19 protein-coding genes and 4 pseudogenes are annotated in these 21,007 nt (G+C 42.6%); 1 reads left to right on the top strand and 22 read right to left on the bottom strand.

The window, feature by feature from the left end; translation table 11 throughout:
• Positions 1 to 20 precede the first annotated feature (20 nt).
• The 9 genes from JCM19038_RS00620 to rpsU form a co-directional block, all read right to left on the bottom strand.
• Entirely contained in the window at positions 21 to 1,460 is a 1,440-nt protein-coding gene (locus JCM19038_RS00620) for a hypothetical protein (RefSeq protein ID WP_052360873.1), read from the bottom strand.
• A gap of 21 nt (positions 1,461 to 1,481) precedes the next feature.
• On the bottom strand, positions 1,482 to 2,450 hold the full coding sequence (locus tag JCM19038_RS00615; RefSeq protein ID WP_042413469.1) for a PhoH family protein: 969 nt from the start codon (positions 2,448 to 2,450) through the stop codon (positions 1,482 to 1,484).
• 5 nt (positions 2,451 to 2,455) lie between these two features.
• On the bottom strand, positions 2,456 to 3,637 hold the full coding sequence (yqfD, locus tag JCM19038_RS00610) for a sporulation protein YqfD (RefSeq protein ID WP_042413465.1): 1,182 nt from the start codon (positions 3,635 to 3,637) through the stop codon (positions 2,456 to 2,458).
• Between the two features lie 24 nt (positions 3,638 to 3,661).
• A complete protein-coding gene (gene yqfC, locus JCM19038_RS00605; protein WP_238554253.1) occupies positions 3,662 to 3,892 on the bottom strand; it encodes a sporulation protein YqfC in 231 nt (76 codons plus the stop codon).
• 156 nt (positions 3,893 to 4,048) lie between these two features.
• Complete coding sequence (locus JCM19038_RS00600; RefSeq protein ID WP_042413463.1) at positions 4,049 to 4,627, bottom strand: hypothetical protein; 579 nt, start codon at positions 4,625 to 4,627, stop codon at positions 4,049 to 4,051.
• A gap of 44 nt (positions 4,628 to 4,671) precedes the next feature.
• A complete protein-coding gene (floA, locus tag JCM19038_RS00595; protein ID WP_370543064.1) occupies positions 4,672 to 5,655 on the bottom strand; it encodes a flotillin-like protein FloA in 984 nt (327 codons plus the stop codon).
• Positions 5,656 to 5,711: 56 nt separating this feature from the next.
• Positions 5,712 to 6,338 (bottom strand): NfeD family protein, encoded by a 627-nt coding sequence (locus JCM19038_RS20195; protein WP_081831505.1) that lies wholly within the window; start codon positions 6,336 to 6,338, stop codon positions 5,712 to 5,714.
• Complete coding sequence (locus JCM19038_RS20190; RefSeq protein WP_052360869.1) at positions 6,281 to 7,006, bottom strand: nodulation protein NfeD; 726 nt, start codon at positions 7,004 to 7,006, stop codon at positions 6,281 to 6,283. The genes JCM19038_RS20195 and JCM19038_RS20190 overlap by 58 nt, the downstream gene beginning before the upstream one ends.
• Before the next feature lie 198 nt (positions 7,007 to 7,204).
• Positions 7,205 to 7,378 carry a 30S ribosomal protein S21 gene (rpsU, locus tag JCM19038_RS00585; protein ID WP_042413460.1) on the bottom strand — a complete coding sequence of 58 codons (174 nt, stop codon included), beginning with the start codon at positions 7,376 to 7,378 and terminating at the stop codon, positions 7,205 to 7,207.
• A gap of 177 nt (positions 7,379 to 7,555) precedes the next feature.
• Between rpsU and JCM19038_RS00580 the strand changes: the two genes are divergently transcribed.
• Entirely contained in the window at positions 7,556 to 8,482 is a 927-nt protein-coding gene (locus tag JCM19038_RS00580; protein ID WP_042413457.1) for a Na/Pi symporter, read from the top strand.
• Between the two features lie 113 nt (positions 8,483 to 8,595).
• On the opposite strand, the gene mtaB is transcribed toward JCM19038_RS00580, so the two are convergent.
• The 13 genes and pseudogenes from mtaB to spoIIP all read right to left on the bottom strand — a co-directional run bounded on the left by mtaB (position 8,596) and on the right by spoIIP (position 20,858).
• Complete coding sequence (gene mtaB / locus JCM19038_RS00575) at positions 8,596 to 9,936, bottom strand: tRNA (N(6)-L-threonylcarbamoyladenosine(37)-C(2))-methylthiotransferase MtaB (RefSeq protein WP_042413454.1); 1,341 nt, start codon at positions 9,934 to 9,936, stop codon at positions 8,596 to 8,598.
• A gap of 6 nt (positions 9,937 to 9,942) precedes the next feature.
• Complete coding sequence (locus JCM19038_RS00570; RefSeq protein ID WP_042413453.1) at positions 9,943 to 10,692, bottom strand: 16S rRNA (uracil(1498)-N(3))-methyltransferase; 750 nt, start codon at positions 10,690 to 10,692, stop codon at positions 9,943 to 9,945.
• Positions 10,693 to 10,747: 55 nt separating this feature from the next.
• Positions 10,748 to 11,653 carry a 50S ribosomal protein L11 methyltransferase gene (gene prmA, locus JCM19038_RS00565; RefSeq protein ID WP_052360867.1) on the bottom strand — a complete coding sequence of 302 codons (906 nt, stop codon included), beginning with the start codon at positions 11,651 to 11,653 and terminating at the stop codon, positions 10,748 to 10,750.
• A 70-nt stretch (positions 11,654 to 11,723) separates the two neighbouring features.
• Positions 11,724 to 12,841, bottom strand: a pseudogene (gene dnaJ, locus JCM19038_RS00560) (molecular chaperone DnaJ).
• Positions 12,842 to 12,970: 129 nt separating this feature from the next.
• Positions 12,971 to 14,607 (bottom strand): annotated as a pseudogene (dnaK, locus tag JCM19038_RS00555) (molecular chaperone DnaK).
• Entirely contained in the window at positions 14,580 to 14,816 is a 237-nt protein-coding gene (locus tag JCM19038_RS24145) for an Hsp70 family protein (protein WP_255343317.1), read from the bottom strand. The pseudogene dnaK and the gene JCM19038_RS24145 overlap by 28 nt, the downstream one beginning before the upstream one ends.
• A gap of 61 nt (positions 14,817 to 14,877) precedes the next feature.
• The gene (grpE, locus tag JCM19038_RS00550) at positions 14,878 to 15,444 is read right to left on the bottom strand and encodes a nucleotide exchange factor GrpE (RefSeq protein ID WP_042413449.1); all 567 of its coding nucleotides are present in this window, start codon (positions 15,442 to 15,444) and stop codon (positions 14,878 to 14,880) included.
• A gap of 49 nt (positions 15,445 to 15,493) precedes the next feature.
• Complete coding sequence (gene hrcA / locus JCM19038_RS00545) at positions 15,494 to 16,270, bottom strand: heat-inducible transcriptional repressor HrcA (RefSeq protein ID WP_307189920.1); 777 nt, start codon at positions 16,268 to 16,270, stop codon at positions 15,494 to 15,496.
• A 38-nt stretch (positions 16,271 to 16,308) separates the two neighbouring features.
• Complete coding sequence (locus tag JCM19038_RS24780) at positions 16,309 to 16,533, bottom strand: hypothetical protein (RefSeq protein ID WP_307189919.1); 225 nt, start codon at positions 16,531 to 16,533, stop codon at positions 16,309 to 16,311.
• Positions 16,534 to 16,612: 79 nt separating this feature from the next.
• A complete protein-coding gene (gene hemW / locus JCM19038_RS00540) occupies positions 16,613 to 17,641 on the bottom strand; it encodes a radical SAM family heme chaperone HemW (RefSeq protein ID WP_373902275.1) in 1,029 nt (342 codons plus the stop codon).
• Between the two features lie 139 nt (positions 17,642 to 17,780).
• Positions 17,781 to 19,606 (bottom strand): annotated as a pseudogene (gene lepA, locus JCM19038_RS00535) (translation elongation factor 4).
• Positions 19,607 to 19,708: 102 nt separating this feature from the next.
• Complete coding sequence (locus tag JCM19038_RS00530) at positions 19,709 to 19,978, bottom strand: hypothetical protein (RefSeq protein WP_042413446.1); 270 nt, start codon at positions 19,976 to 19,978, stop codon at positions 19,709 to 19,711.
• Positions 19,975 to 20,858: pseudogene (gene spoIIP, locus JCM19038_RS23195) on the bottom strand (stage II sporulation protein P). Before spoIIP ends, JCM19038_RS00530 begins: the two are co-directional and overlap by 4 nt.
• Between the last annotated feature and the right edge of the window lie 149 nt (positions 20,859 to 21,007).

Below are 21,007 nucleotides of genomic sequence, written 5' to 3'. Positions count from 1 at the left end.
TAGCGGTTGGTTCGCATTCGTTAATTCAATGAGTTTCGTTTTCGATAATATATTAAAACCTGTTTCAAAAAACGCAAGAGGCCTAGAGACAAAATCGCTGATAAAAAGCCAGAGAGCACCGCAAAGCTTACTTCATTGCCGTACGTTTGAAAAACAACTTGCTGATTGTTCAGCATGTGGAGCAACGTAACCGCTAAACCGTTAATTAGCGCCACAAAGATCCCTGCTTGGAGCACTTTTGAGATCCGCGGTTGCTTACCGATAAAAAACACACCCGCAAATCCGCTTAAAATCGCATAAATTAAGAATGAAGAATGGAACGAACTTGCAGCTGCATGACTAAAAATAATACTACCAGTAATCGCAAACAACGTTGCAGAAAAGAGCGCGACACGGTAATCAATCATTTGTGCAAGCAACATCGGTCCAAGTGCCATCGGCGTTAACCACATGACACCTGTTAAGTCGAATTGAATGATTAAGCTTTGCAAATTCATGATTACGAGCATCACGACAAATACAATAACATACAAAAGTAAATATTTATTACTGTTATGAATCGGAGCACTCGTTTGCATCATGTACAATTGCAATAAAAGCAAAAGAAGACCTACAAAGATTAACAACCCTATGTATGGATACAAAGACGTACTATCATCAAGAAGCCCGACGAGTCGCATTTGTTCATAAGCTTCCGGACCAATGACTTCTCCTTCTTGCGCAAGAAGTTGCCCTTCTCGAATCAATACTGGATCGACTTCACTAACCGCAAGTTCGACTTGCTCGTTTGTCGCTTCATCATCATAAATATAATTCGCGGTTACAAGAGACGTCGTTATTTCAGACACAGCACTTTGCATTCTACTGCTTGTAATAGAACGAGACACCCGCTCTTCTGCTTCTTCACGCGCCGTCGGAACTTGATCAACAGAAATGCCATCGTTCATAACTTCAAAGATCGCATTTCTAGCCACATCTCTTGCTGTTCTTAACTCTTGACTTGAAGATGTTAAAAGCGTCTCAATCGTTGCGCTAGAAATGGATTGATCAACGTTTTCACTTAGTGCTTCTTGCATATATTCGACTTGTTCATCGGTACTAGGAGGCTCGTCAGCTTCTTCAGATTCTTCTTCCATCTCTGATTGAAGTGTGATTGCCAAATCAAAGATTGCGTTCACTTTATCTGTTTGCGTTGTTGCATAATGCGTTTGAAGTGTATAGACAGGATCGATCGTCGCGACAGCTTCTCGCCTTCGTTCTGCTGTTTGTTCTTCATGTTCAATTGTAATAGGAGAACGGATGTCTTGTGGAGCTGGTTCAGACAATGAGATGTCCAATTGCTCAGGTACAACATTGTTAAATGTTGATACGTAAAGAAGAACCCCGAGTAACAGAAACAACCCTAGTCGAATGTAACGATTGTTAAGAGCAGTCTGCTTTTTGTTGGTTTTCTGTGACACGGCGATTCTCCTCCATTCGCCCTATAGTGACGATTCTTCGTTCGTGTCATAGGCTTCAAGAATCCGCTTAACTAGTGTATGACGAACGACGTCAGCACCTTCGAGGTAAATAAAGCTAATTCCATTCACATGACTAAGAATGTCTTTCGCAATTCCTAAACCAGATTTCTTACCTTTTGGTAAATCAATTTGAGTAAGGTCGCCATTAACGATCATTTTGGAACCAAAGCCTAGACGAGTGAGGAACATCTTCATCTGCTCAGGAGTCGTATTTTGAGCTTCATCTAAGATCACAAACGCATCATCCAACGTACGACCACGCATATAAGCAAGAGGTGCAACTTCAATCGTCCCTCTTTCCATTAACCTTGCCGTATGCTCTGTACCAAAAATGTCATGAAGCGCATCATAAAGCGGGCGTAAATATGGATCAACTTTCTCTTTCAAGTCACCAGGTAAAAATCCTAAGTTCTCACCCGCTTCAACAGCTGGTCTCGTTAAAACGATGCGTTCTACTTGTCCAGCTTTCAAGGCACTTACAGCCATAACGACTGCCAAATACGTTTTCCCAGTACCCGCAGGACCGATACCAAAGATCAGGTCGTGGTTACGAATCGCACGAACATACTTTTGTTGTCCGAGTGTTTTCACAACGATTGGTTTGCCTTTTGCATTAATTGCAATCGTTTCCTGATACATATGGTTTAACTTATCGAGCTGCTTATCTTCGTCCAACTGCAATGCATAAATAACATCCCGCTCACTAATGAGCGTACCTTGTCGAAGCAGTGATAGCAGCTTTAAAAAGACACGTTCAATCCGATTGATATATTCTTCCTTGCCAGTCACAACGAGCGCTTCGCCCCTAGTAACAATGGAAACGCCAAGAAGCTCTTCTGCCCGTTTAAGATGTGTGTCATTCGGACCGAACAAAGTTTGCAATTCTGTGGAATCTTCTACGTGCAAATCAATGACTTTTCGTTCTGTCAAATTACTCAATCTCCTTGTTGTATAGGCGCAACTTGTACAATATTTTCAACGACTTGATAATGTATGGATAGCTTAACTTTACCATTGTCTGTTTGTGTCTGTAAAATATTTTCAGCGATGATCTTCGCATCGTTGTCCAATTGCTGCTCTAAATGATTCTTCCCAATTGATACCGCATGCTCAATCGCTTCTTCTTCACTGTACTCAATTGTCATCGTGTCTCGTTGTTCATACGTCGTTTTTTCGATCGGTAATGGAACCGTTACAAACCCGAGCGGTAACGTTAACTGATCGGTCTCTGTATGAAACTCTTCATATTCCCCTTCAGCATCTTTGTTCCAAAACACAAATGAATAATCGTTCCAAGTAAACGTGTATTGATTTTTCGTTTCACCTGTTGATGCAATGCCGTTTAATTGAAGAGGAGCTTCTACTGTTCCTTGATACCACGTCTCAGCCATCACTTCACCCTTTGCAGCAATTGCAGTTTCTTCTCCTTCTCTTCCGATCAATCCAGATACGAGCAATTCTCCTTTTTGAACGACGTCATTGCTCTTTACGACGGCACGACCATTTTCGACATACATCTGTTGAATAACACCATTTTTATTCGCAATTAGATGACGCGGGGTAAGCTGTTCTTGTTCTTCAGCAAGATGTTGTTCAACGACTCTGAATTGATATTTTGTCCCAATCTTTTCAACGCCAATCCAAGTAGCACCAGGCACTTCCTCTGTTACACGTTGTTGAATGTCTGCTTCTGGAGCTAATCGCCATTGAGGCTGTCCAATTCTTAAGCCTTCTTGTGCAGCCCACTCCCGAACGTCTTGTTCAACGAGAGGAGAAGCGCCCTCAATATCAACCTTCCACACGAGCTGTGAAAGCAAACCTAGCGCAACACAAAAAGCAACAATTCCAATGATGAACCCAAATCGCTTCTTACTCCGCTCTTTGATCACGTACATGCCGTCTCTCTCTAAAAAACGAATAACGAGTCCACGTTTACGCGCGATTTTTCTTAACTTTCTTACGTCTTCGATGAGGATAACTGCGCGCACGCTTGTCATGCTCGTCCTTTCAACATTCATAAATTGAATGTTTTGAGACGTACATGCGTTAATAAACGATTCAACTCCCTCTCCTTCAACCGTCGTAACAACCGTGCCGAGCCACGTTTTTTTGCTCATGATCAACACGTCCTCCTTCTTTCATTACACATGTTTTATTTCATCAATCGTTCCTTCGAGGATGAGCTCCTCTGGTAAAATTGCTTTAATGATGATGTTTTGCCCGACAACGATTAACTCGCCGTCAGTAAGACGCAAGTGTACGCGCTCTGGTGTAAAGGAAAGAATGCCTTGATGATTCTCAATATAGACATGCAATTGACCGATCATTGTCACCCTCGGCAATCCTAACGTAACATCAATAGGAATTTGCATCCCTTTGCTAATTAGCTTGCGAAACTTCTTTGAGATAGCGCTCACAAACATTCCCTCCTATATCTATTCGTATGTATGTAACTGGCTGTTTACCACTTCGTTTGTAAACAAAAGAAAAAGCACCCTCTACGATGAGGATGCTTTATCTTATGACACTTATCTTGAACGTGTTCTTCTTATGCGATGTGGTTTTGTACCACGCGGCTCGGTTAAAATCTCAGACCAAATCATACCTTGAACGACGTCTTTTGACGTAATGTTTTTAAAGGAGACCGCTTGAGACGCATCAGCCACTCGACGCTTAGATTCGAGATTGACAACTTTATCTTTTAACTGTTGTTCAGCTTCAAGACGACGTTTTCTCGCTTCTTCACGTTTACGTTCATATTCTTTCATTTCATCACTAACAACAACTTCGTCATTTTGTCTCGCTTCAGAATACATCTCTGTATTCGCTTCGGGTTGACGCTCTGTAGGGCGGTCTGTACGCTGTTGTTGTCCACCACCAAACATTTCTTCAAGTTGTTTGCCTAGGTCACCAAACGGATTGTCCTGCTCTTGTGTTGGTTGTTGCTCCCGTTGATTACCTTGCGATGGTTGCCTGTTTACATCTTGTGGTTGACCAACTGTACCAGGCTTTTGACGTTCTTGTTGTTGCTTTTGTTGTTTTTGCGTGAACATGTTAATCAAACTAGATACGATGAACATAATCAACACAATCCATATAAAATCCACAGGTGACCCCTCCTTTTATTCGAGAGCCGCTACGTTAGTTGCGGTTACCGATTTTGGTGAGGATCTTGATCGGTTTCATCATGTGTTGCTTTACCGATGCTCTCGCGCATGTCTGTATCAGCTTGCACGTTTTGGAAATTAACGTAGTCCATAACACCTAAGTTACCAGCTCGGAATGCTTCAGCCATCGCCATTGGTACTTCAGCTTCTGCTTCAACAACTTTCGCACGCATTTCTTCAACACGAGCTTTCATTTCTTGTTCTTTGGCAACGGCCATCGCACGACGCTCTTCTGCTTTTGCTTGTGCAATGTTCTTATCTGCCTCAGCTTGATCTGTTTGAAGTTCTGCACCAATGTTCTTACCGATATCAATATCCGCAATATCAATGGATAGAATCTCGAATGCTGTACCAGAATCCAATCCTTTACTAAGAACCGTTTGCGAGATCATGTCAGGATTCTCTAGAACTTTCTTATGATCGTGGTTTGAACCGATCGTTGATACAATACCTTCACCTACACGGGCAATTACTGTATCTTCACCAGCACCACCGACGAGGCGGTCGATGTTCGCACGTACCGTAATACGTGATTTCGCTTTAATTTCAATCCCGTCCATCGCCACACCTGCAATAAATGGTGTTTCAATTACTTTCGGGTTTACACTCATTTGAACCGCTTCAAGTACGTCACGACCCGCTAAGTCAATTGCTGCTGCACGCTCAAATGTAAGTTCAATATTTGCTCGGTGAGCTGCGATTAAAGCGTTAATTACGCGGTCCACATTACCACCAGCTAAATAGTGCCCTTCAAGCATGTTAATCGTTACATCAAGGCCTGCTTTCTTTGCTTTGATCAAAGGTTCTACAACTCGTTTTGGAACAACATTACGTAGTCGCATCCCGACTAACGTGAAGATCCCTACTTTTACATTGGCAGCAACCGCTGCAATCCATAAACGAACTGGAACGAAAGTAAACAAAATCGCGAACAAAATGATTACAATTGCAACAACTACAATAATCATAATGTTACCTGTGTTGAATAGTTCATCCATGTTACTAAATCCCCCTTAATTGTAGTTTACAGCTTTTCTCGTACAACAATACTTGCCCCGTTCGTCCGAACGACTTGAATTTCTATTCCCTGCTCTACAAAGCTTCCCTCTGTGACAACGTCAATATTCTGACCGTTAAATTCACCGATTCCACCTGGACGTAGTGGGGTTAAAGCAACGCCAACTTCTCCAACGAGTTGCTTTTGGGTCAGGTGTCGCTCTTCAGATTCTTTCGTTGACAACTGATCGGCCAAGACGAATCGTTTCATCAAACCAATTCGACCGAAGTACTTAAATAACACGAAAGCCGCCGCTGCTGCAGCTGCTACTGCAATTCCGATCGAAACAAAAATCTGCGACGTATCAAAGGAGGCAAGGGAAATACTGCCGATAATAGCTCCAACACCTAGTAAACCAAACAATCCAAAGCCTGTAAACACTATTTCAATAACTATAAGAATTAATCCGACTATGAGAAGGATTAAACTTTCCCATCCTGCAAATCCTGCAAACAAATGACCAAAGAAAAATAACCCTAAGGATGAAAGACCAATTAAACCGGCAATGCCAAATCCAGGAGTGAAAAACTCGGCAATTAAGCGACTGCACCTACTGCGAGTAGAACCGAAATCATCGCTGGATGAGTAATCCACCTCGTTAGCGTCTCAAAAAATGTAATCTCTTGCTCTACGATTTCCGCATCAGCAAGATCTAATTTCGCAAGCACTTCTTCCCGATTGTCGACTTTTCCTTCAGCGTAGCCATTGTTAACAGCTTCATCAGCAGATAAAGAAATGGGTTTATCTGGATTCACCATTTCCTCTGCAATATCTGGTGGTCGGTCATGATCACTACTTTGCGCTGCTGTCCGCATCTCTGTTGCCCAGTTTTGAGCAACCTTTTGATCTGCTGCATTACCAGCACCGTCAATCACACTCGCGTTTCCAATTTGAGCACCTGGCTGCATAAAGATATTGTCTGTGTACAATGCAATATAAGCACCCGCTGAAATCGCACCGTAATTTTCACCTAGCACAAATGTAGTAATCGGAACTTCTGTCTCTTGTATTTTCCCTACGATATTCGTTGCTGCGTTCACAGCGCCGCCCGGCGTATCCATTTCTAGTAGAATATGGTCCGCGCCTTGTTCTACGGCAGTGTCAATCGCTCGATCTAAAAAGGCTTCAAGCCCCCGCTCTACCGTCTGTTCAACAGGGATCACATGCACGGTTTGATCACTTTGCGCACTTGATAAAAACGGCAAAAACATTCCTGCAACGAGCAGCAACAAAAACAGAGAAATTCGGTGCACCTTACTCATTTGTTCCCACCCTTCTATCGCTTACGTAACCGTTATCACCATTTTACACAACGAAGAAGCACGAAGACAAGCGCTTCCACTTGTTGCTTTACACTATTTACGTAATAACACCCTTAAGGGTTTCAAAAAATCGTACTAAAATGTGAAAAACCCTCGATACAATTGTACCGAGGGTTTCATACGCTCGTTTAGAAAAGCTTAGAACTTACGCTTACGCGCAGCTTCTGATTTTTTCTTTCGTTTAACGCTTGGCTTCTCATAATGTTTACGCTTGCGGACCTCAGCTAGAGTACCGTCTTTCGAAACATTTTTCTTAAAACGGCGCAACGCTGAATCGAGCGACTCATTCTTTCTAATACGTGTTTCAGCCATTTTGAATCCCTCCCTCCGCAGTACCGCTCACAATCATGACCTCTTCGTATAAAGATCTTGTACTAGTGAAGTCATTTTACTAAATTGTACTGCATACTTAGTCAGTTTGCAAGAGTTATTTCAGTTTTTGAATATTCTCTTCTTGTCCTCATATAGATGAACTATGGAGGACGGGCTATGGAATCTTCGTTTATGATGATTGTCGTTTACATTTTTATTTTCTTATTTGGGATTGCACTAATTCGCTTAGGATTAGAAAGAGCCACACCCGCACGAGTGAAGACGATGATTTATTCGAGTACGAGCCATCCATTGCTCGGATTTATCGTCGGCTTCGCTGTAACTGCAACATTACAAAGCTCTACTGCTGTCATGGTTCTCGCAGTTAGTCTCGTCGCAGCTGGTCTGATTCCATTTAGGCAAACAATTGCTATTATACTCGGCGCAAATGTCGGTACGACGATTACGCTAGAAATCCTCGTACTATCTGGAGAAACACTCGGTATTATTGCACTGGCACTCGGCTTTGTTTGTTTACTTTCTCGCTATAAAAGTCTCTTTTTATGCGGGATGATTTTCAGCGGAGTCGGTTGTATGTTTCTAGCGATGGATGGTATGGGCAATTGGGGTCAAAACTTGGCAACAACCTCAATTCTCCAAGCATTTCTAAACCAAGATTTTAGTAATTTATCTTCGTTACTTGGTGGTACTGTAATCGCTTCTATTATTCAATCAAGCACGGCAACCATTGCCATCGCCATTCAATTGTATGCGAATGACTTGTTAAACTTAAATGAAGCCATCTCAATTATGATGGGTTCAAACGTTGGAACTTGTTTAACGGCAGTCATTGCCGCAATCGGAGCTGGACGAGGCGCGATGCAAACAGCGATGGCAAATGTCGTGCTAAATCTTGGTGGGGCACTGTTGTTTTTGCCTTTTGTTAGCTTCTTCTCTGACATTGTTATGCACTTAACGAGTGATCCCGCTGCCCAAGTCGCACACGCATCTGTGATTTTCAATTTAGTTTGTTCTCTAGTACTGTTGCCGTTCATTCACCCTTTTGCAACGCTTATTGAGCGAATCACAGGCGGTAGAGTATAGAAAATTACTATATCCAACAAACACCTATCTCAATGTTTCATACAAAAAACCTTTTGATGCTCGGAGCGCTTAGTTGCTCCTTTATCAAAAGGTTTCTTAATGAATACAAGTAGTTAGATTGAAGCTGTCGCTTTCACGTCCATCACACGAACAAATTCCGCTTCGTTATGAGGATATCCGGCTTTCGTAATTTTTGCTTTTACGATTTGACCGACCATTTCTTCGGTCGCCTGTACTTTAACTTTCAAGTAGTTTGTCGTATAGCCTACGTAAATGCCTTTTCCAGGTTGTTCTTTGTCTTCTTCTTCTGGGATGACCTCAACGACTTCATCTTCAAACCTTGATGCATATTCTTTTGCCATTTGCTCAGATAGAGCAATGAGTTTATGCACACGTTCGTTCTTCGTTTCATCGTCTACTTGGTTTTGATGTCTCGCTGCAGGCGTGCCTGTACGCTTGGAGTACGGAAACACGTGAAGCTCAGAGTAACCAATCTCTTGAATAAATGCATACGTTTCTTGGAATTCTTCTTCCGTTTCACCAGGAAAACCGACAATGACGTCCGTTGTAATCGCTAGATCTGGGAAGATACGCTTCAAACGCGCAACGCGTTCACGATAGAATTCAGTAGTATATTTCCTTCTCATTCGCTTTAACACCGTATCAGAGCCCGCTTGTAAAGGAATGTGGAAATGGTTAACGATCTTATCAGATTTCTTAACGACCTCAACGACTTCGTCAGTAATTTGACTCGCTTCAATTGACGAGATCCGTAGGCGCTCGATCCCATCAACTTGCTCAAGTTCTCGAAGGAGTGCCGCAAAGTTATAGTCTTTAAAGTCTTCGCCGTAACCCGCAGTATGAATGCCTGTAAGTACAATCTCTTTGTACCCTGCTTCTACGAGTTGTTTCGCTTGAGATAACACTTGTTCTGGTTCGCGCGAACGAAGTAAACCTTTTGCCCATGGAATAATACAGAATGTGCAGAAGTTATTGCAACCTTCTTGGATTTTCAAACTCGCACGCGTACGATCACGAAATGCTGGAACACCAAGCTCTTCATACGTACGTGTTTTCATAATGTTGCCGACTGCATTCATCGGCTCACGTGTTTTCCTGAACTCATCGATGTATCCAATCATTTTCTTACGATCCTGTGTACCGACGACGATATCGACGCCAGGAATATCCATAATTTCTGCTGAAGATGTTTGTGCATAACACCCAGTTACACAAATAACAGCTTCAGGGTTGTTACGAATCGCACGTCGAATGACTTGGCGACTCTTCTTATCACCTGTGTTCGTTACTGTACATGTATTAATTACGTAAACATCCGCTTCATCTTCACCTTCACGTTGCGCGTAACCCGCTTCTTTGAATAGCTGCCAAATCGCTTCTGTTTCGTAATGGTTGACCTTACAACCGAGTGTATGGAATGCCACACTTGGCATAAAACTTCACCTCATTAATTCAAATTGATAACTGATCATGCTAAGCAATGCAGGAGATGCCGTTTCGGCACGCAAAATTCTCGGACCTAAACTCACCTGCTGAAAGCCTTCCTTAACGAGTCGCTCATGCTCTTCTACGCTAAAGCCGCCTTCTGGACCAAACACTGCGAGCAAACGGTCTCCGTGTTGCAACTGTTGCATTGCTCCATGTAAAGCATCATGCTTACCGTCTCTTGCTGCGACTTCAGAAATAATCCAACGATGATCATATGCATCATTTAAGAGTGAATTGACGTTTGGAAAATGCATAACTGAAGGAAGCACTAAGCGTTCCGATTGCTCGGCAGCTTCTTGAACGATCTTCTGATATCGAGAAAGCTTCTTATCTTCTTTTTTGTGATCCCATTTAACGACCGAATGCTTTGCAGAGAAGCCGTGAAAACGACTTGCACCAAGTTCTGTGCCTTTTTGGAGGACATATTCAAACTTGTCACCTTTAATATCAGCTTGAGCTATTGTAACATGAATTCCAAGTTCAACGTCAGATAACAATTCTTCTTCAAATTCGGCAATGACGTGTTGTTCAGCGAGTGACTGTATCCGAAATACACCTGCAAGTTGGTCTTCTTTATTAACACAAACGACGTTGTCACCTTCACGCATCCGCATCACTTTTGCAATATGCTTTGCTTGCTCACCAGTGAGCGTCACCGTTTGTTTCGTCCACTCGTTTTGCTCAATGAAATATCGCTGCATTATTCGCCTCCAACTTCTGTTCGTCTACAACGAATAGCGACCCAATCTTTTTGCTCTAACACGTCATCAATTTGAAAGTTTCCTGCTTTAACACGTCAATGACTTCTTGTTCTTTTTGCTTTATAATTCCACTAACTACAAGCTTTCCATCGACTTTCAAATGACGGTGAATATCAGGAGCAAGCGCGATGACGAGGTGTGCGAGAAGATTGGCTACGACAATGTCTGCTTTTTGTTCGTTTGATGATTCACTTAACAAATCACGTTGTTCAATCGTAATACGTTCACTTACGTTGTTCGCTTCACTATTTTCCTTTGCTACTTGAACCGCTAGTGGATCAAGATCAACGGCATGAACAGCCTTTGCCCCTAGTTTAGCCGCTGCGATGCTAAGTATACCAGAACCTGTACCGACATCAATGACTGTATCCCCATCGTTCACAATATGTTCTAAAGCTTGTAAGCAAAGTAAGGTTGTTTCATGTGTACCTGTCCCAAATGCCATACCAGGGTCCATTGTAATCACGTGTTCATCTTCTCGACGTTTCTCATAACTTTCCCAAGTCGGTACAATGCTCATCGTCTCACTCACTTGCACAGGTTTGTAATACGCTTTCCACGCCTCAGCCCAATCTTCTTCATGCACTGTCGTAAGCAGAATTTCAGTCTGTGCGACCGGTTGATTTGTTGTCGCTTCTAATTGGACGAGATCTTTTTTTACAGCGCTTAATGTCGCTTCGAGCGTACCGTCATCAGGGAAATAAGCTTTTACAACGACACCATCGGTCGGTAAATGTTCTGTCTTTGGCTTTCCAATAATATCGGTCCACGGCTCCGGAGTAAAATCTTTCCCGCGACTATCTTCTAATACGGTTCCATTCGCTCCATGCGTAATAAACAGTTGTGCGATTAATTCATGCGCTGCATGCGTTGTATGTACACGACATTCAATCCATTGCATCAACAATCCCTCGTTTCTTCACTTAAAAAATAGAACGGGCTTCCTAAAAGGAAGCCTCGTTCTTCATTCATCAATCACCACGAAATGCTCGTTTTACTTTATCGAAGAAGCTGTCGCTATGCTCATCAACGGTTTCTCCACTGTCCTCAGCAAACTCTTTAAGCAATGTTCGTTGTTTGTCTGTAAGCTTCGTTGGCGTAATGACACGCACCGTAATAATTTGATCTCCAGTACCACGTCCATGTACATTTCTTGCACCTTTACCACGAAGTCTAAATTGACGCCCAGACTGTGTTCCTGCAGGCACTTTGATTTTCACTTTACCACTTAAGGCAGGCACTTCAATCTCGTCCCCGAGTGCCGCTTGAGTAAACGTCAGTGGCATTTCACAACGAATATCATCACCATCACGTTCGAAGAATTCGTGAGGCTTTACGTTAATGACAATATACAGATCTCCTGGAGGTCCACCGTTAACACCAGCTTCACCTTGTCCTGCTTGACGCATTTGTTGACCGTGATCGATTCCTGCTGGAATGTTTACGCGCACTTTTTTGCGTTTTTGCACACGACCATCGCCACCACACGTTGTACACTTGTCTTTAATCGTTTGTCCTTTACCTTCACACGTATCACACACTCGACGGTTAACTACACGCCCAAACGGAGTGTTTTGCTCTACGTTTAACTGACCGCTACCGCCACATCGGTTACACGTGTCAGGTGATGTTCCTGGTTTCGCACCTGAACCTGAACACGTATTACAGCTTTCTTCTCGCGGAATTTCAATTTCTTCTTCTTTACCGAAAATCGCTTCTTTAAATTCAAGCGTCATCGTGTACTGTAAGTCAGCGCCTTGGCGTGGAGCGTTCGGATCGCGTCTTCCGCCACCGCCACCAAAGAACATATCGAAAATATCACCAAAACCACTGCCACCAAAGTCAGCACCACCACCGCAAATCCTTGGTTTGGATCAGTATGACCGAATTGATCATAGTGGGCTTTCTTTTGTGGATCGCTCAACGTATCATAGGCTTCTTTTACTTCTTTAAATTTATCCTCGGCATCGCTTTCTTTGTTCACATCTGGATGATATTTACGCGCCAATTTACGGTACGCTTTCTTAATCTCATCACCTGATGCACCTTCACTTACACCGAGCACTTCATAGAAGTCTCGTTTACTCATTCTCCGTTTCACTCCCGTTCCTTCTCACATGACGATTATCTTACAGGGAATTACAAAAACCCGCAAGGTGTTGACACTAAGTAAAAAAGCCAAAGTCAAGCGAACCTGACTTTGACTTTTTACGTAGTGTTACTTGTTCTCTTTATTGTCTTCGTCGTCTTTTACTTCTTCAAACTCTGTGTCAACGACGTCATCTTCTTGCTTTGTGCCTTGCTCTTCACCTTCAGCACCTTGTGCTTGTTGCTCTTGTGCCATTTGCTCATACATTTTTTGAGAAAGAGCGTGGACACTTTCTTGGAGCTCATCTTTTGCAGTACGGATCGCTTCTAAATCCGTTCCTTGCAATGCTTCTTGAAGCTTTGTTTTCGCAGCTTCTGCTTTTTCTTTGTCTGCTTCTTCTACGTTTTCACCAAGATCTTTGATCGTTTTATCAACAGTGAAAATTAGGCTGTCTGATTCATTGCGAAGCTCTGCTTCTTCTTTACGAGCTTTGTCGGCTTCAGCATTTTCTTCAGCTTGTTTAACCATGTTTTCGATCTCATCATCAGAAAGACCTGAAGAAGACGTGATCGTAATGGATTGTTCTTTGTTCGTGCCTTTGTCTTTCGCACGAACGTTAACGATTCCGTTCGCATCAATATCAAAGCTTACTTCGATTTGAGGAACACCACGTGGTGCTGGTGGAATCTCATTCAATTGGAAACGACCGAGTGTTTTGTTGTCACCAGCCATTTCACGCTCTCCTTGAAGAACATGGATGTCTACTGACGGTTGGTTATCAGCAGCCGTTGAGAATACTTGAGACTGGCTCGTAGGGATTGTTGTATTACGCTCGATTAAACGAGTGAATACACCACCCATCGTCTCAATCCCTAGTGAAAGTGGTGTAACGTCTAAAAGAACAACGTCTTTTACGTCACCTGCAAGTACACCTGCTTGAACCGCAGCACCAAGTGCAACGACTTCATCAGGTTTACACCTTTGTGAGGATCTTTCCCTGTAAGTTTCTTAATTCCATCTTGTACAGCTGGAATACGAGTCGAACCACCTACAAGAATGATTTTGTCGATCTCAGATGCAGAAAGACCAGAATCTTGAATCGCACGGCGTGTTGGTTCCATCGTACGCTCAACGAGGTGTGAAGAAAGCTCATCAAACTTCGCACGTGTAAGGTTCATCTCAAGGTGCTTAGGACCTGATGCATCTGCTGTAATAAATGGTAGTGAAAGTTGAGTATTCGTTACACCTGAAAGATCTTTCTTCGCTTTCTCAGCTGTATCTTTAAGGCGTTGCATCGCCATTTTGTCTTGCTTTAAGTCGATGCCGTTTTCTTTCTTGAATTCTTCTACCATATGATCAATGATTACTTCGTCAAAGTCATCTCCACCTAGCTCATTATCACCAGATGTTGACTTAACTTCGAAGAATCCATCGCCAAGCTCTAGAATGGATACGTCAAACGTACCACCACCGAGGTCATATACGAGAATCGTTTGATCTTCGTCTTTCTCAAGGCCATATGCAAGTGCCGCTGCTGTTGGCTCGTTTACAATTCGCTCAACTTCAAGACCTGCAATTTTACCAGCGTCTTTTGTAGCTTGACGTTGAGAGTCATTGAAGTAAGCTGGTACGGTAATAACTGCTTTAGAAACCGTTTCACCGAGGTATGCTTCCGCATCAGACTTAAGCTTTTGAAGGATAATGGCAGAGATTTCTTGTGGTGAATAATCTTTACCCTCTACTTCTTCTTTGTGGTCTGTACCCATATGACGCTTGATTGATAAAATCGTGTTAGGTTCGTGATCGCTTGACGTTTAGCGACTTCCCCTACTTGGCGCTCTCCATCTTTAAATGCAACAACTGAAGGTGTTGTACGGTTACCTTCTGGGTTAGGAATAACGACCGCTTCGCCACCCTCCATAACTGCCACACAGGAGTTTGTTGTTCCTAAGTCAATACCAATTACTTTACTCATCGCAAATGTCCTCCTTGAATCTCCATTACATCATAATCAAATTCATCTATCGCCAAAACGCTTACGCGTTGACTTTCACCATTGCAGGTCGCACGACCCGGTCTTTTAGTAGATAACCCTTTTGAAGTTCTTCCACTATTTGATTGCTTTCAAACCCTTCTTCTTCTACTTGCATCACTGCTTGATGAATAGTTGGGTCAAATGCTTCACCTTCAGTTGGAATTTCTTCTAAGCCCTCAGACTTCAGTGCCTCAACAAGTTGGTCGTATACCATCGCCATCCCTTTATGGATGTTCTGACCTTCCTCTGTTTCAGCTTCGTGCTTCAAAGCACGAGAGAAATTGTCCATAACAGGTAGAACAGATTCGATTAAGCGTTGAGAGCGGTATTTCGCATCCGCTTCCTTCTCTTGTCTCGTACGACGACGGAAGTTATCGTAATCTGCTTGTTGACGTAGAAGCTTGTTACGAAGCTCCGTAATCTCAACTTCTTTAGGGTCGTCACTATCTGATTCTTCTACCTCTGTGTCACCGTCTAAGATTTCTACGTTCTCATCCGTAGAGTCTTCAACTTGTTCATCGATGACCGTCTCTTCTTCTCGTTGTTCGTTGTTCTTATCTTCAGTCATGCGAGGCACCTCCAAACGTATCCACGTCTCTTATTGTAACTTAATCATGTTATGCATCGTGACGATACAGTCTCGTCAATGATGTGGATAAACCGTCTGCCATCTGAGTAATAATTTGAATCGCTCGTTCATATTGCATGCGAGTAGGACCGATAAGCCCAATACTACCGACCGTATCACCATCAATGGCATACGTCGCAGTAATCATACTGATGTCATCGAACAGTTCAAAGCGATTCTCTTCACCAATTTTGACGGTAAGTCCTTTTGAATTCATTGCATTTAACAATGAATAGACTTCTTTCTTATCTTCAAGCCACTCTAGCATTTGCCTGATCTTCTCAACGTCTTTAAACTCTGGTTGAGCAAGCAAATTCAACATACCATTATAGAAAATCTGTTCATTTACTTTTGGTTTAAAAGCAGCAGACAAATCTTGATGGATCTTCTCATAATGATCTACATGCTGTCTAAGGAGACGCTCAATTTCATTCGACATTAAAGCTTCCCATTGTTTAATCGGACTATCAGCAAGCTGTTCGTTTAATATATTTACGAATTTCTCCAAGTCGCTTAACGACATATTAAGAGGAATATCAAACGTACGATTCTCAACATGACCAGAGTCCGTAACGAGAATTGCTACAGCTTGAGTCGTAGATAATGGGATGATTTGAAGTTGTTTCAATTTCGTATTTGACATTGCTGGACCTAATACGACAGATACATAATTCGTCATCTCTGAAAGCACCGCAGCCGTTTTTCTCATGACTGCTTCCACTTCAGAAACTCTTGAATCAAATAGTTGTTGCACAGAAGTGATCAATCCTAAATGATTGTTCTCTGTTACATTTAACAGTTGATCTACGTACAGGCGATAGCTTTATGAGAAGGAATACGTCCAGAAGAACTATGAGGTTTCATTAAAAAACCCATTTCTTCTAAATCCGCCATCTCATTTCGAATCGTAGCTGCGCTAAAATCCACATCTTCACGTTTGGAGATGCTTCTTGAGCCGACTGGTTCAGCTGTTTGAACGTAATCATCTACAATTGCTTGTAAAATGTATAGTTGACGACGACTTAACATACGCCTATCACCCCTGTTAGCACTCGAATATCTTGAGTGCTAAATCTACTCAATAATTTATCAAAAGCGATTCGGTTTGTCAACGAATCGCTTCTTCATCTTTTGGTAGTAAAAATTGGGCAAAGACTTCATTGCCAAGTAGTTGACCTCGCTCCGTTAAACGAAGGCAATCATCGTCCCACTCAACGAGTTCATCTCGTAACAAACGTTCAATGGCTTCACCATAAACAGATTGCATCGTCACTTCATATTTACGATTGAAGTTCGATTGGCTTACTCCTTTTCGAAGACGTAATCCTAAAAACATCTCTTCTTCCATCTGTTCATTTTTTGAAATGCGATCTACTTTTCTCGTTGGTAATTCTTCGTTTTCGATCGCTTTTAAATAATGGGGAATCGGACCGATGTTTTGGTAACGCTGGTGCTCAACATAACCGTGAGCACCAGCGCCGAGCGCTAAATACGATTCATTCTCCCAATACAAGAGATTGTGACGGCTCTCTTTTCCTAACTTAGCAAAATTGCTAATTTCATATTGGAAGTAGCCAGCTTTCTCCAACTTGTTAATGAGCAACTCATACAGATCTGCTTCATCATCTTGATCCATTGCGACAATTTGACCAGATTTTTGCCAGTTATGAAATTGCGTTTTTGGCTCAATTTTTAACCCGTACGCAGAAATATGATCGGGTTGTAGTTCTATCGCTCGATCAACGGTTTGAAGCCAGCTGTCTTCTGTTTGTCCCGGTAAAGCATACATCAAATCAATGGAAATGTTGTTAAACCCTAGACCACGTGCCTTCTCAAGCAATGCATGAACGTCAGCAACACTATGCGTCCGACCAATTGTCTCAAGCAATGTTGGGTCAAAGGTTTGCACACCTACACTTAATCGATTAATGCCGTGCGCACGAACAACTTTAAGCTGTTCTGTAGTTACACCATCAGGATTTACTTCTAACGTGACTTCACTCGCTTCATCCCAGCTAATCCCTGCTTTACGCAAGTTTGTAAACAACTGATCCAATTGGTTAGCTGAAAGTGCCGTCGGTGTTCCCCCTCCAATATAAATCGTATTGGACTGATACGTATTCCCGCGAAGCCGTATGAGCTTCAGTCAGAAGAGCACTTACATACGCATCTACGGTTGGTTTTTGACGAGCACTTTATTAAAATCACAATAATGACAGATTTGTTTACAAAATGGGATATGAACATATAACCCTTGTTTCATCGCAATCAACCTCTTATTTTTGGTCGTCCATTTTTAGTACACTCATGAATGCTTCTTGAGGAACTTCGACACTTCCGACGTTCTTCATGCGCTTTTTACCTTCTTTTTGCTTCTCAAGAAGTTTACGCTTTCTCGTGATGTCTCCTCCGTAACATTTTGAAAGGACGTTTTTACGGAGCGCTTTAATCGTGGATCTCGCGATCACTTTGTTTCCAATACTCGCTTGTACAGGCACTTCAAATTGCTGCCTCGGAATGAGTTCTTTTAATTTATCTACGATAATCTTCCCACGATCATACGCCATGTCACGGTGTACGATAATCGATAAGGCATCGACTTTTTCGCTGTTTAACAAGATGTCCATCTTCACAAGCTTAGACGTTCGATAGCCGATCATTTCATAATCGAATGACGCATATCCTTTTGTATTTGATTTCAATTGATCAAAGAAATCGTAGACAATTTCAGTTAATGGTAGCTCATAAATCAAGTTCACACGATTAGCATCCATATACGTCATATCGATGAAGTTGCCTCGCTTCTTCTGACAAAGATCCATGACAGCTCCAACGTAATCATTTGGTACCATCACTGTACTTTTCACATACGGTTCTTCAACAAAATCCACTGATTGTGCATCTGGCATGTTGGACGGGTTATCAATTTGAACTTTTGATCCGTCTAATAGCGTCACATCATAAATAACACTCGGTGCCGTCGTAATAAGATCGATGTTATACTCTCGTTCAATTCGCTCTTGAACGATCTCCATATGAAGAAGACCGAGGAACCCACAACGAAAACCAAATCCAAGTGCTTGTGACGTTTCCGCTTCATACTGAAGGGCACTATCATTTAACTCAAGACGCTCTAGTGCGTCTCGTAATGCGTTATAGTCACTTGCATCAATTGGGTACAACCCACAGTACACCATCGGGTTCATGCGCTTGTAACCTGGTAACGGCTCGTCTGCAGGGTTGACGACTGACGTAATCGTATCCCCGACACGCGAATCTCCAACGTTTTTGATTGATGCTGTTAAAAAGCCAACGTCTCCAACCGTCAACTCTTGCGTTGCGATTGGTTTTGGTGTCATAATCCCTACTTCATTGACTTCAAATTCTTTACCCGTCGCCATCATGCGAATCTTATCGCCTTTTTTGACAGTCCCTTCTACGATTCGTATGTACGCAATCACGCCTCGGTAAGAGTCATAGAGAGAATCAAAAATCAACGCTTTTAGTGGCGCTTCAGGATCACCCGTTGGTGCAGGAACTTTCTCGACGACTTGTTCTAGAATATCGCCGATTCCAATGCCACTTTTTCCAGAAGCATGAACCGCATCTCCTGCTTCAAGTCCAATGACATCTTCGATCTCTTGCTTCACGCGCTCAGGTTCAGCACTCGGTAAGTCGACTTTGTTAATGACAGGCAGAATTTCTAAGTCGTTATCTAGCGCTAAGTACACATTCGCAAGCGTTTGTGCTTCAATCCCTTGAGAAGCATCCACAACGAGCAAGGCGCCTTCACAAGCAGCCAAACTTCTCGACACTTCGTATGAAAAGTCGACGTGGCCTGGTGTATCAATTAAATGAAAGATATATTCCTCGCCATCTTTTGCAACATATTTCAACTGTACAGAATTCAGTTTGATCGTAATGCCTCGTTCACGCTCTAGATCCATTGCATCTAGCAACTGATCTTGCATCTCACGCGCTGATACGGTTTTTGTTTGTTCTAAGATCCGATCGGCAAGCTAGATTTACCATGGTCAATATGAGCAATGATAGAGAAGTTACGTATTCTCTTTTGTCGCTCTCGTCTTTCTTGATTGTTCATTCCATCACTCCTGATCTTAAAGAACCTCGTCCTCAATTGAAAACTACCCTACATTATAGCAATACGACACACATACAGCAATTATAAAGCAAGAAAAAACACTCAGCGAGGCGAACCTCCGAGTGTTTTACCGAGATCTGAAAAGAAGTTCGACGAGTCATTTTGACGAAGCTGTTCTTGACGTTCTGAAAGGTTCATACCTTGTTCTTCCATGCTTTCAGATTTTTCTTTTAGCACTTCTTCATCGACGACTCGTTCATCATGGTACACTTCTCCCCATTGATAATATGCATAATAATGACCACTTAAAACGCCACTTAAAAACAGCACGAGTCCAAACATTAGCAATGATGCGCCACGCTTTAGCCTCATTCGCCTTCCTCCTCTTCTAACTGTTCATAAATATACGTTTCTACAATCGTTGCGAACGCTTCTGCACTACGGTTTAATTCATCAAATGTATTATCAATGCCACCCATTTCAATGAGCATCGCATTTGGGGAGAGGTCTTGATTGAACACCCCATTTGTTCCTGCTCCGCCACGTTCCAACACCCCACGACTTAAACCTGGATACTCGTCTTCAAGGCGATAATGAAGTTCCGTTGCAAGCGCCTTGTTACGTTCGTAGTCAGGATGGTCGGTTCCTACAACAAAAAACGTTCTTGCCATGCTTCGCCATTGATTGTTGCGGTCGTAATATCGTGTGGCTGAGAGTCACGATGAACATCGATGAAAAACTCCAAGTTGTCATTTTTATTTTTCGCATCTACAACAACGTCTCTTGAAACATCATACGACCTACTAAAATGCAAACCTCGATCAATGAGCATCCCGTGAATGTCATCTTCATTTACATCCACTGGAATTCCCGCTTCATCTAAATGTCTTCCGATTTCTTTTCCAACTTCAACAATGTTTTGTTCGGTGGCGTAGTTCTCACCACCACTATATGGATGAAAGGCTTCTCGGTTGTGTGTATGGACGATGTGCACGAGCGCATCTTCATGAGAGAGCGAAGGTCTTACTTCTTTTTGTTCTCCCTTATCATCTTCTTGATCTATAAAAGCATCAGGAGGTGGCGAAGATTCTATAGACATCGTAGTTAAATCCGTCCCTTCCCCTGCTACGACAATCGTGTCATCAAACACTTCAAAACCGGGGAGTTCACGTCCTAGAAAGGTTCTCGGGTCCTCTAGATTCACTTGCGTTGCTAGTTCTAATGCGACGCTTGATAGGCTCGGTGTACTCATCTCTGGTGCAGCTTCAAGGTAATGTCGATTCTCTGTGCCAATCACATGAATAAACAATTCGCTTTGCAGCGTTGACGTAAAATCGTGAACCGCCGTTGAAGCAAAACGACTATAGTTCCCTGCCGTTGTTAACATGGCAATTACAACAA

The organism is Geomicrobium sp. JCM 19038, assembly GCF_000698125.1.
Classification (GTDB): Bacteria; Bacillota; Bacilli; order Bacillales; family Marinococcaceae; genus Geomicrobium_A.
Note: the sequence above shows the minus strand (reverse complement) of the source record. Positions and strands in the feature narration are given on the sequence as shown.

What these genes read in the sequence shown, in the direction of transcription:
- yqfD (WP_042413465.1), bottom strand. Translation starts at nt 3,637, where the DNA reads ATGAGCAAAAAAACGTGGCTCGGCACGGTTGTTACGACGGTTGAAGGA.
- yqfC (WP_238554253.1), bottom strand. Translation starts at nt 3,892, where the DNA reads ATGCAAATTCCTATTGATGTTACGTTAGGATTGCCGAGGGTGACAATG.
- floA (WP_370543064.1), bottom strand. Translation starts at nt 5,655, where the DNA reads ATGATTATTGTAGTTGTTGCAATTGTAATCATTTTGTTCGCGATTTTG.
- JCM19038_RS20190 (WP_052360869.1), bottom strand. Translation starts at nt 7,006, where the DNA reads ATGAGTAAGGTGCACCGAATTTCTCTGTTTTTGTTGCTGCTCGTTGCA.
- rpsU (WP_042413460.1), bottom strand. Translation starts at nt 7,378, where the DNA reads ATGGCTGAAACACGTATTAGAAAGAATGAGTCGCTCGATTCAGCGTTG.
- JCM19038_RS00580 (WP_042413457.1), top strand. Translation starts at nt 7,556, where the DNA reads ATGGAATCTTCGTTTATGATGATTGTCGTTTACATTTTTATTTTCTTA.
- mtaB (WP_042413454.1), bottom strand. Translation starts at nt 9,936, where the DNA reads ATGCCAAGTGTGGCATTCCATACACTCGGTTGTAAGGTCAACCATTAC.
- JCM19038_RS00570 (WP_042413453.1), bottom strand. Translation starts at nt 10,692, where the DNA reads ATGCAGCGATATTTCATTGAGCAAAACGAGTGGACGAAACAAACGGTG.
- prmA (WP_052360867.1), bottom strand. Translation starts at nt 11,653, where the DNA reads ATGCAATGGATTGAATGTCGTGTACATACAACGCATGCAGCGCATGAA.
- JCM19038_RS24145 (WP_255343317.1), bottom strand. Translation starts at nt 14,816, where the DNA reads ATGAGTAAAGTAATTGGTATTGACTTAGGAACAACAAACTCCTGTGTG.
- grpE (WP_042413449.1), bottom strand. Translation starts at nt 15,444, where the DNA reads ATGACTGAAGATAAGAACAACGAACAACGAGAAGAAGAGACGGTCATC.
- JCM19038_RS24780 (WP_307189919.1), bottom strand. Translation starts at nt 16,533, where the DNA reads ATGTTAAGTCGTCGTCAACTATACATTTTACAAGCAATTGTAGATGAT.
- JCM19038_RS00530 (WP_042413446.1), bottom strand. Translation starts at nt 19,978, where the DNA reads ATGAGGCTAAAGCGTGGCGCATCATTGCTAATGTTTGGACTCGTGCTG.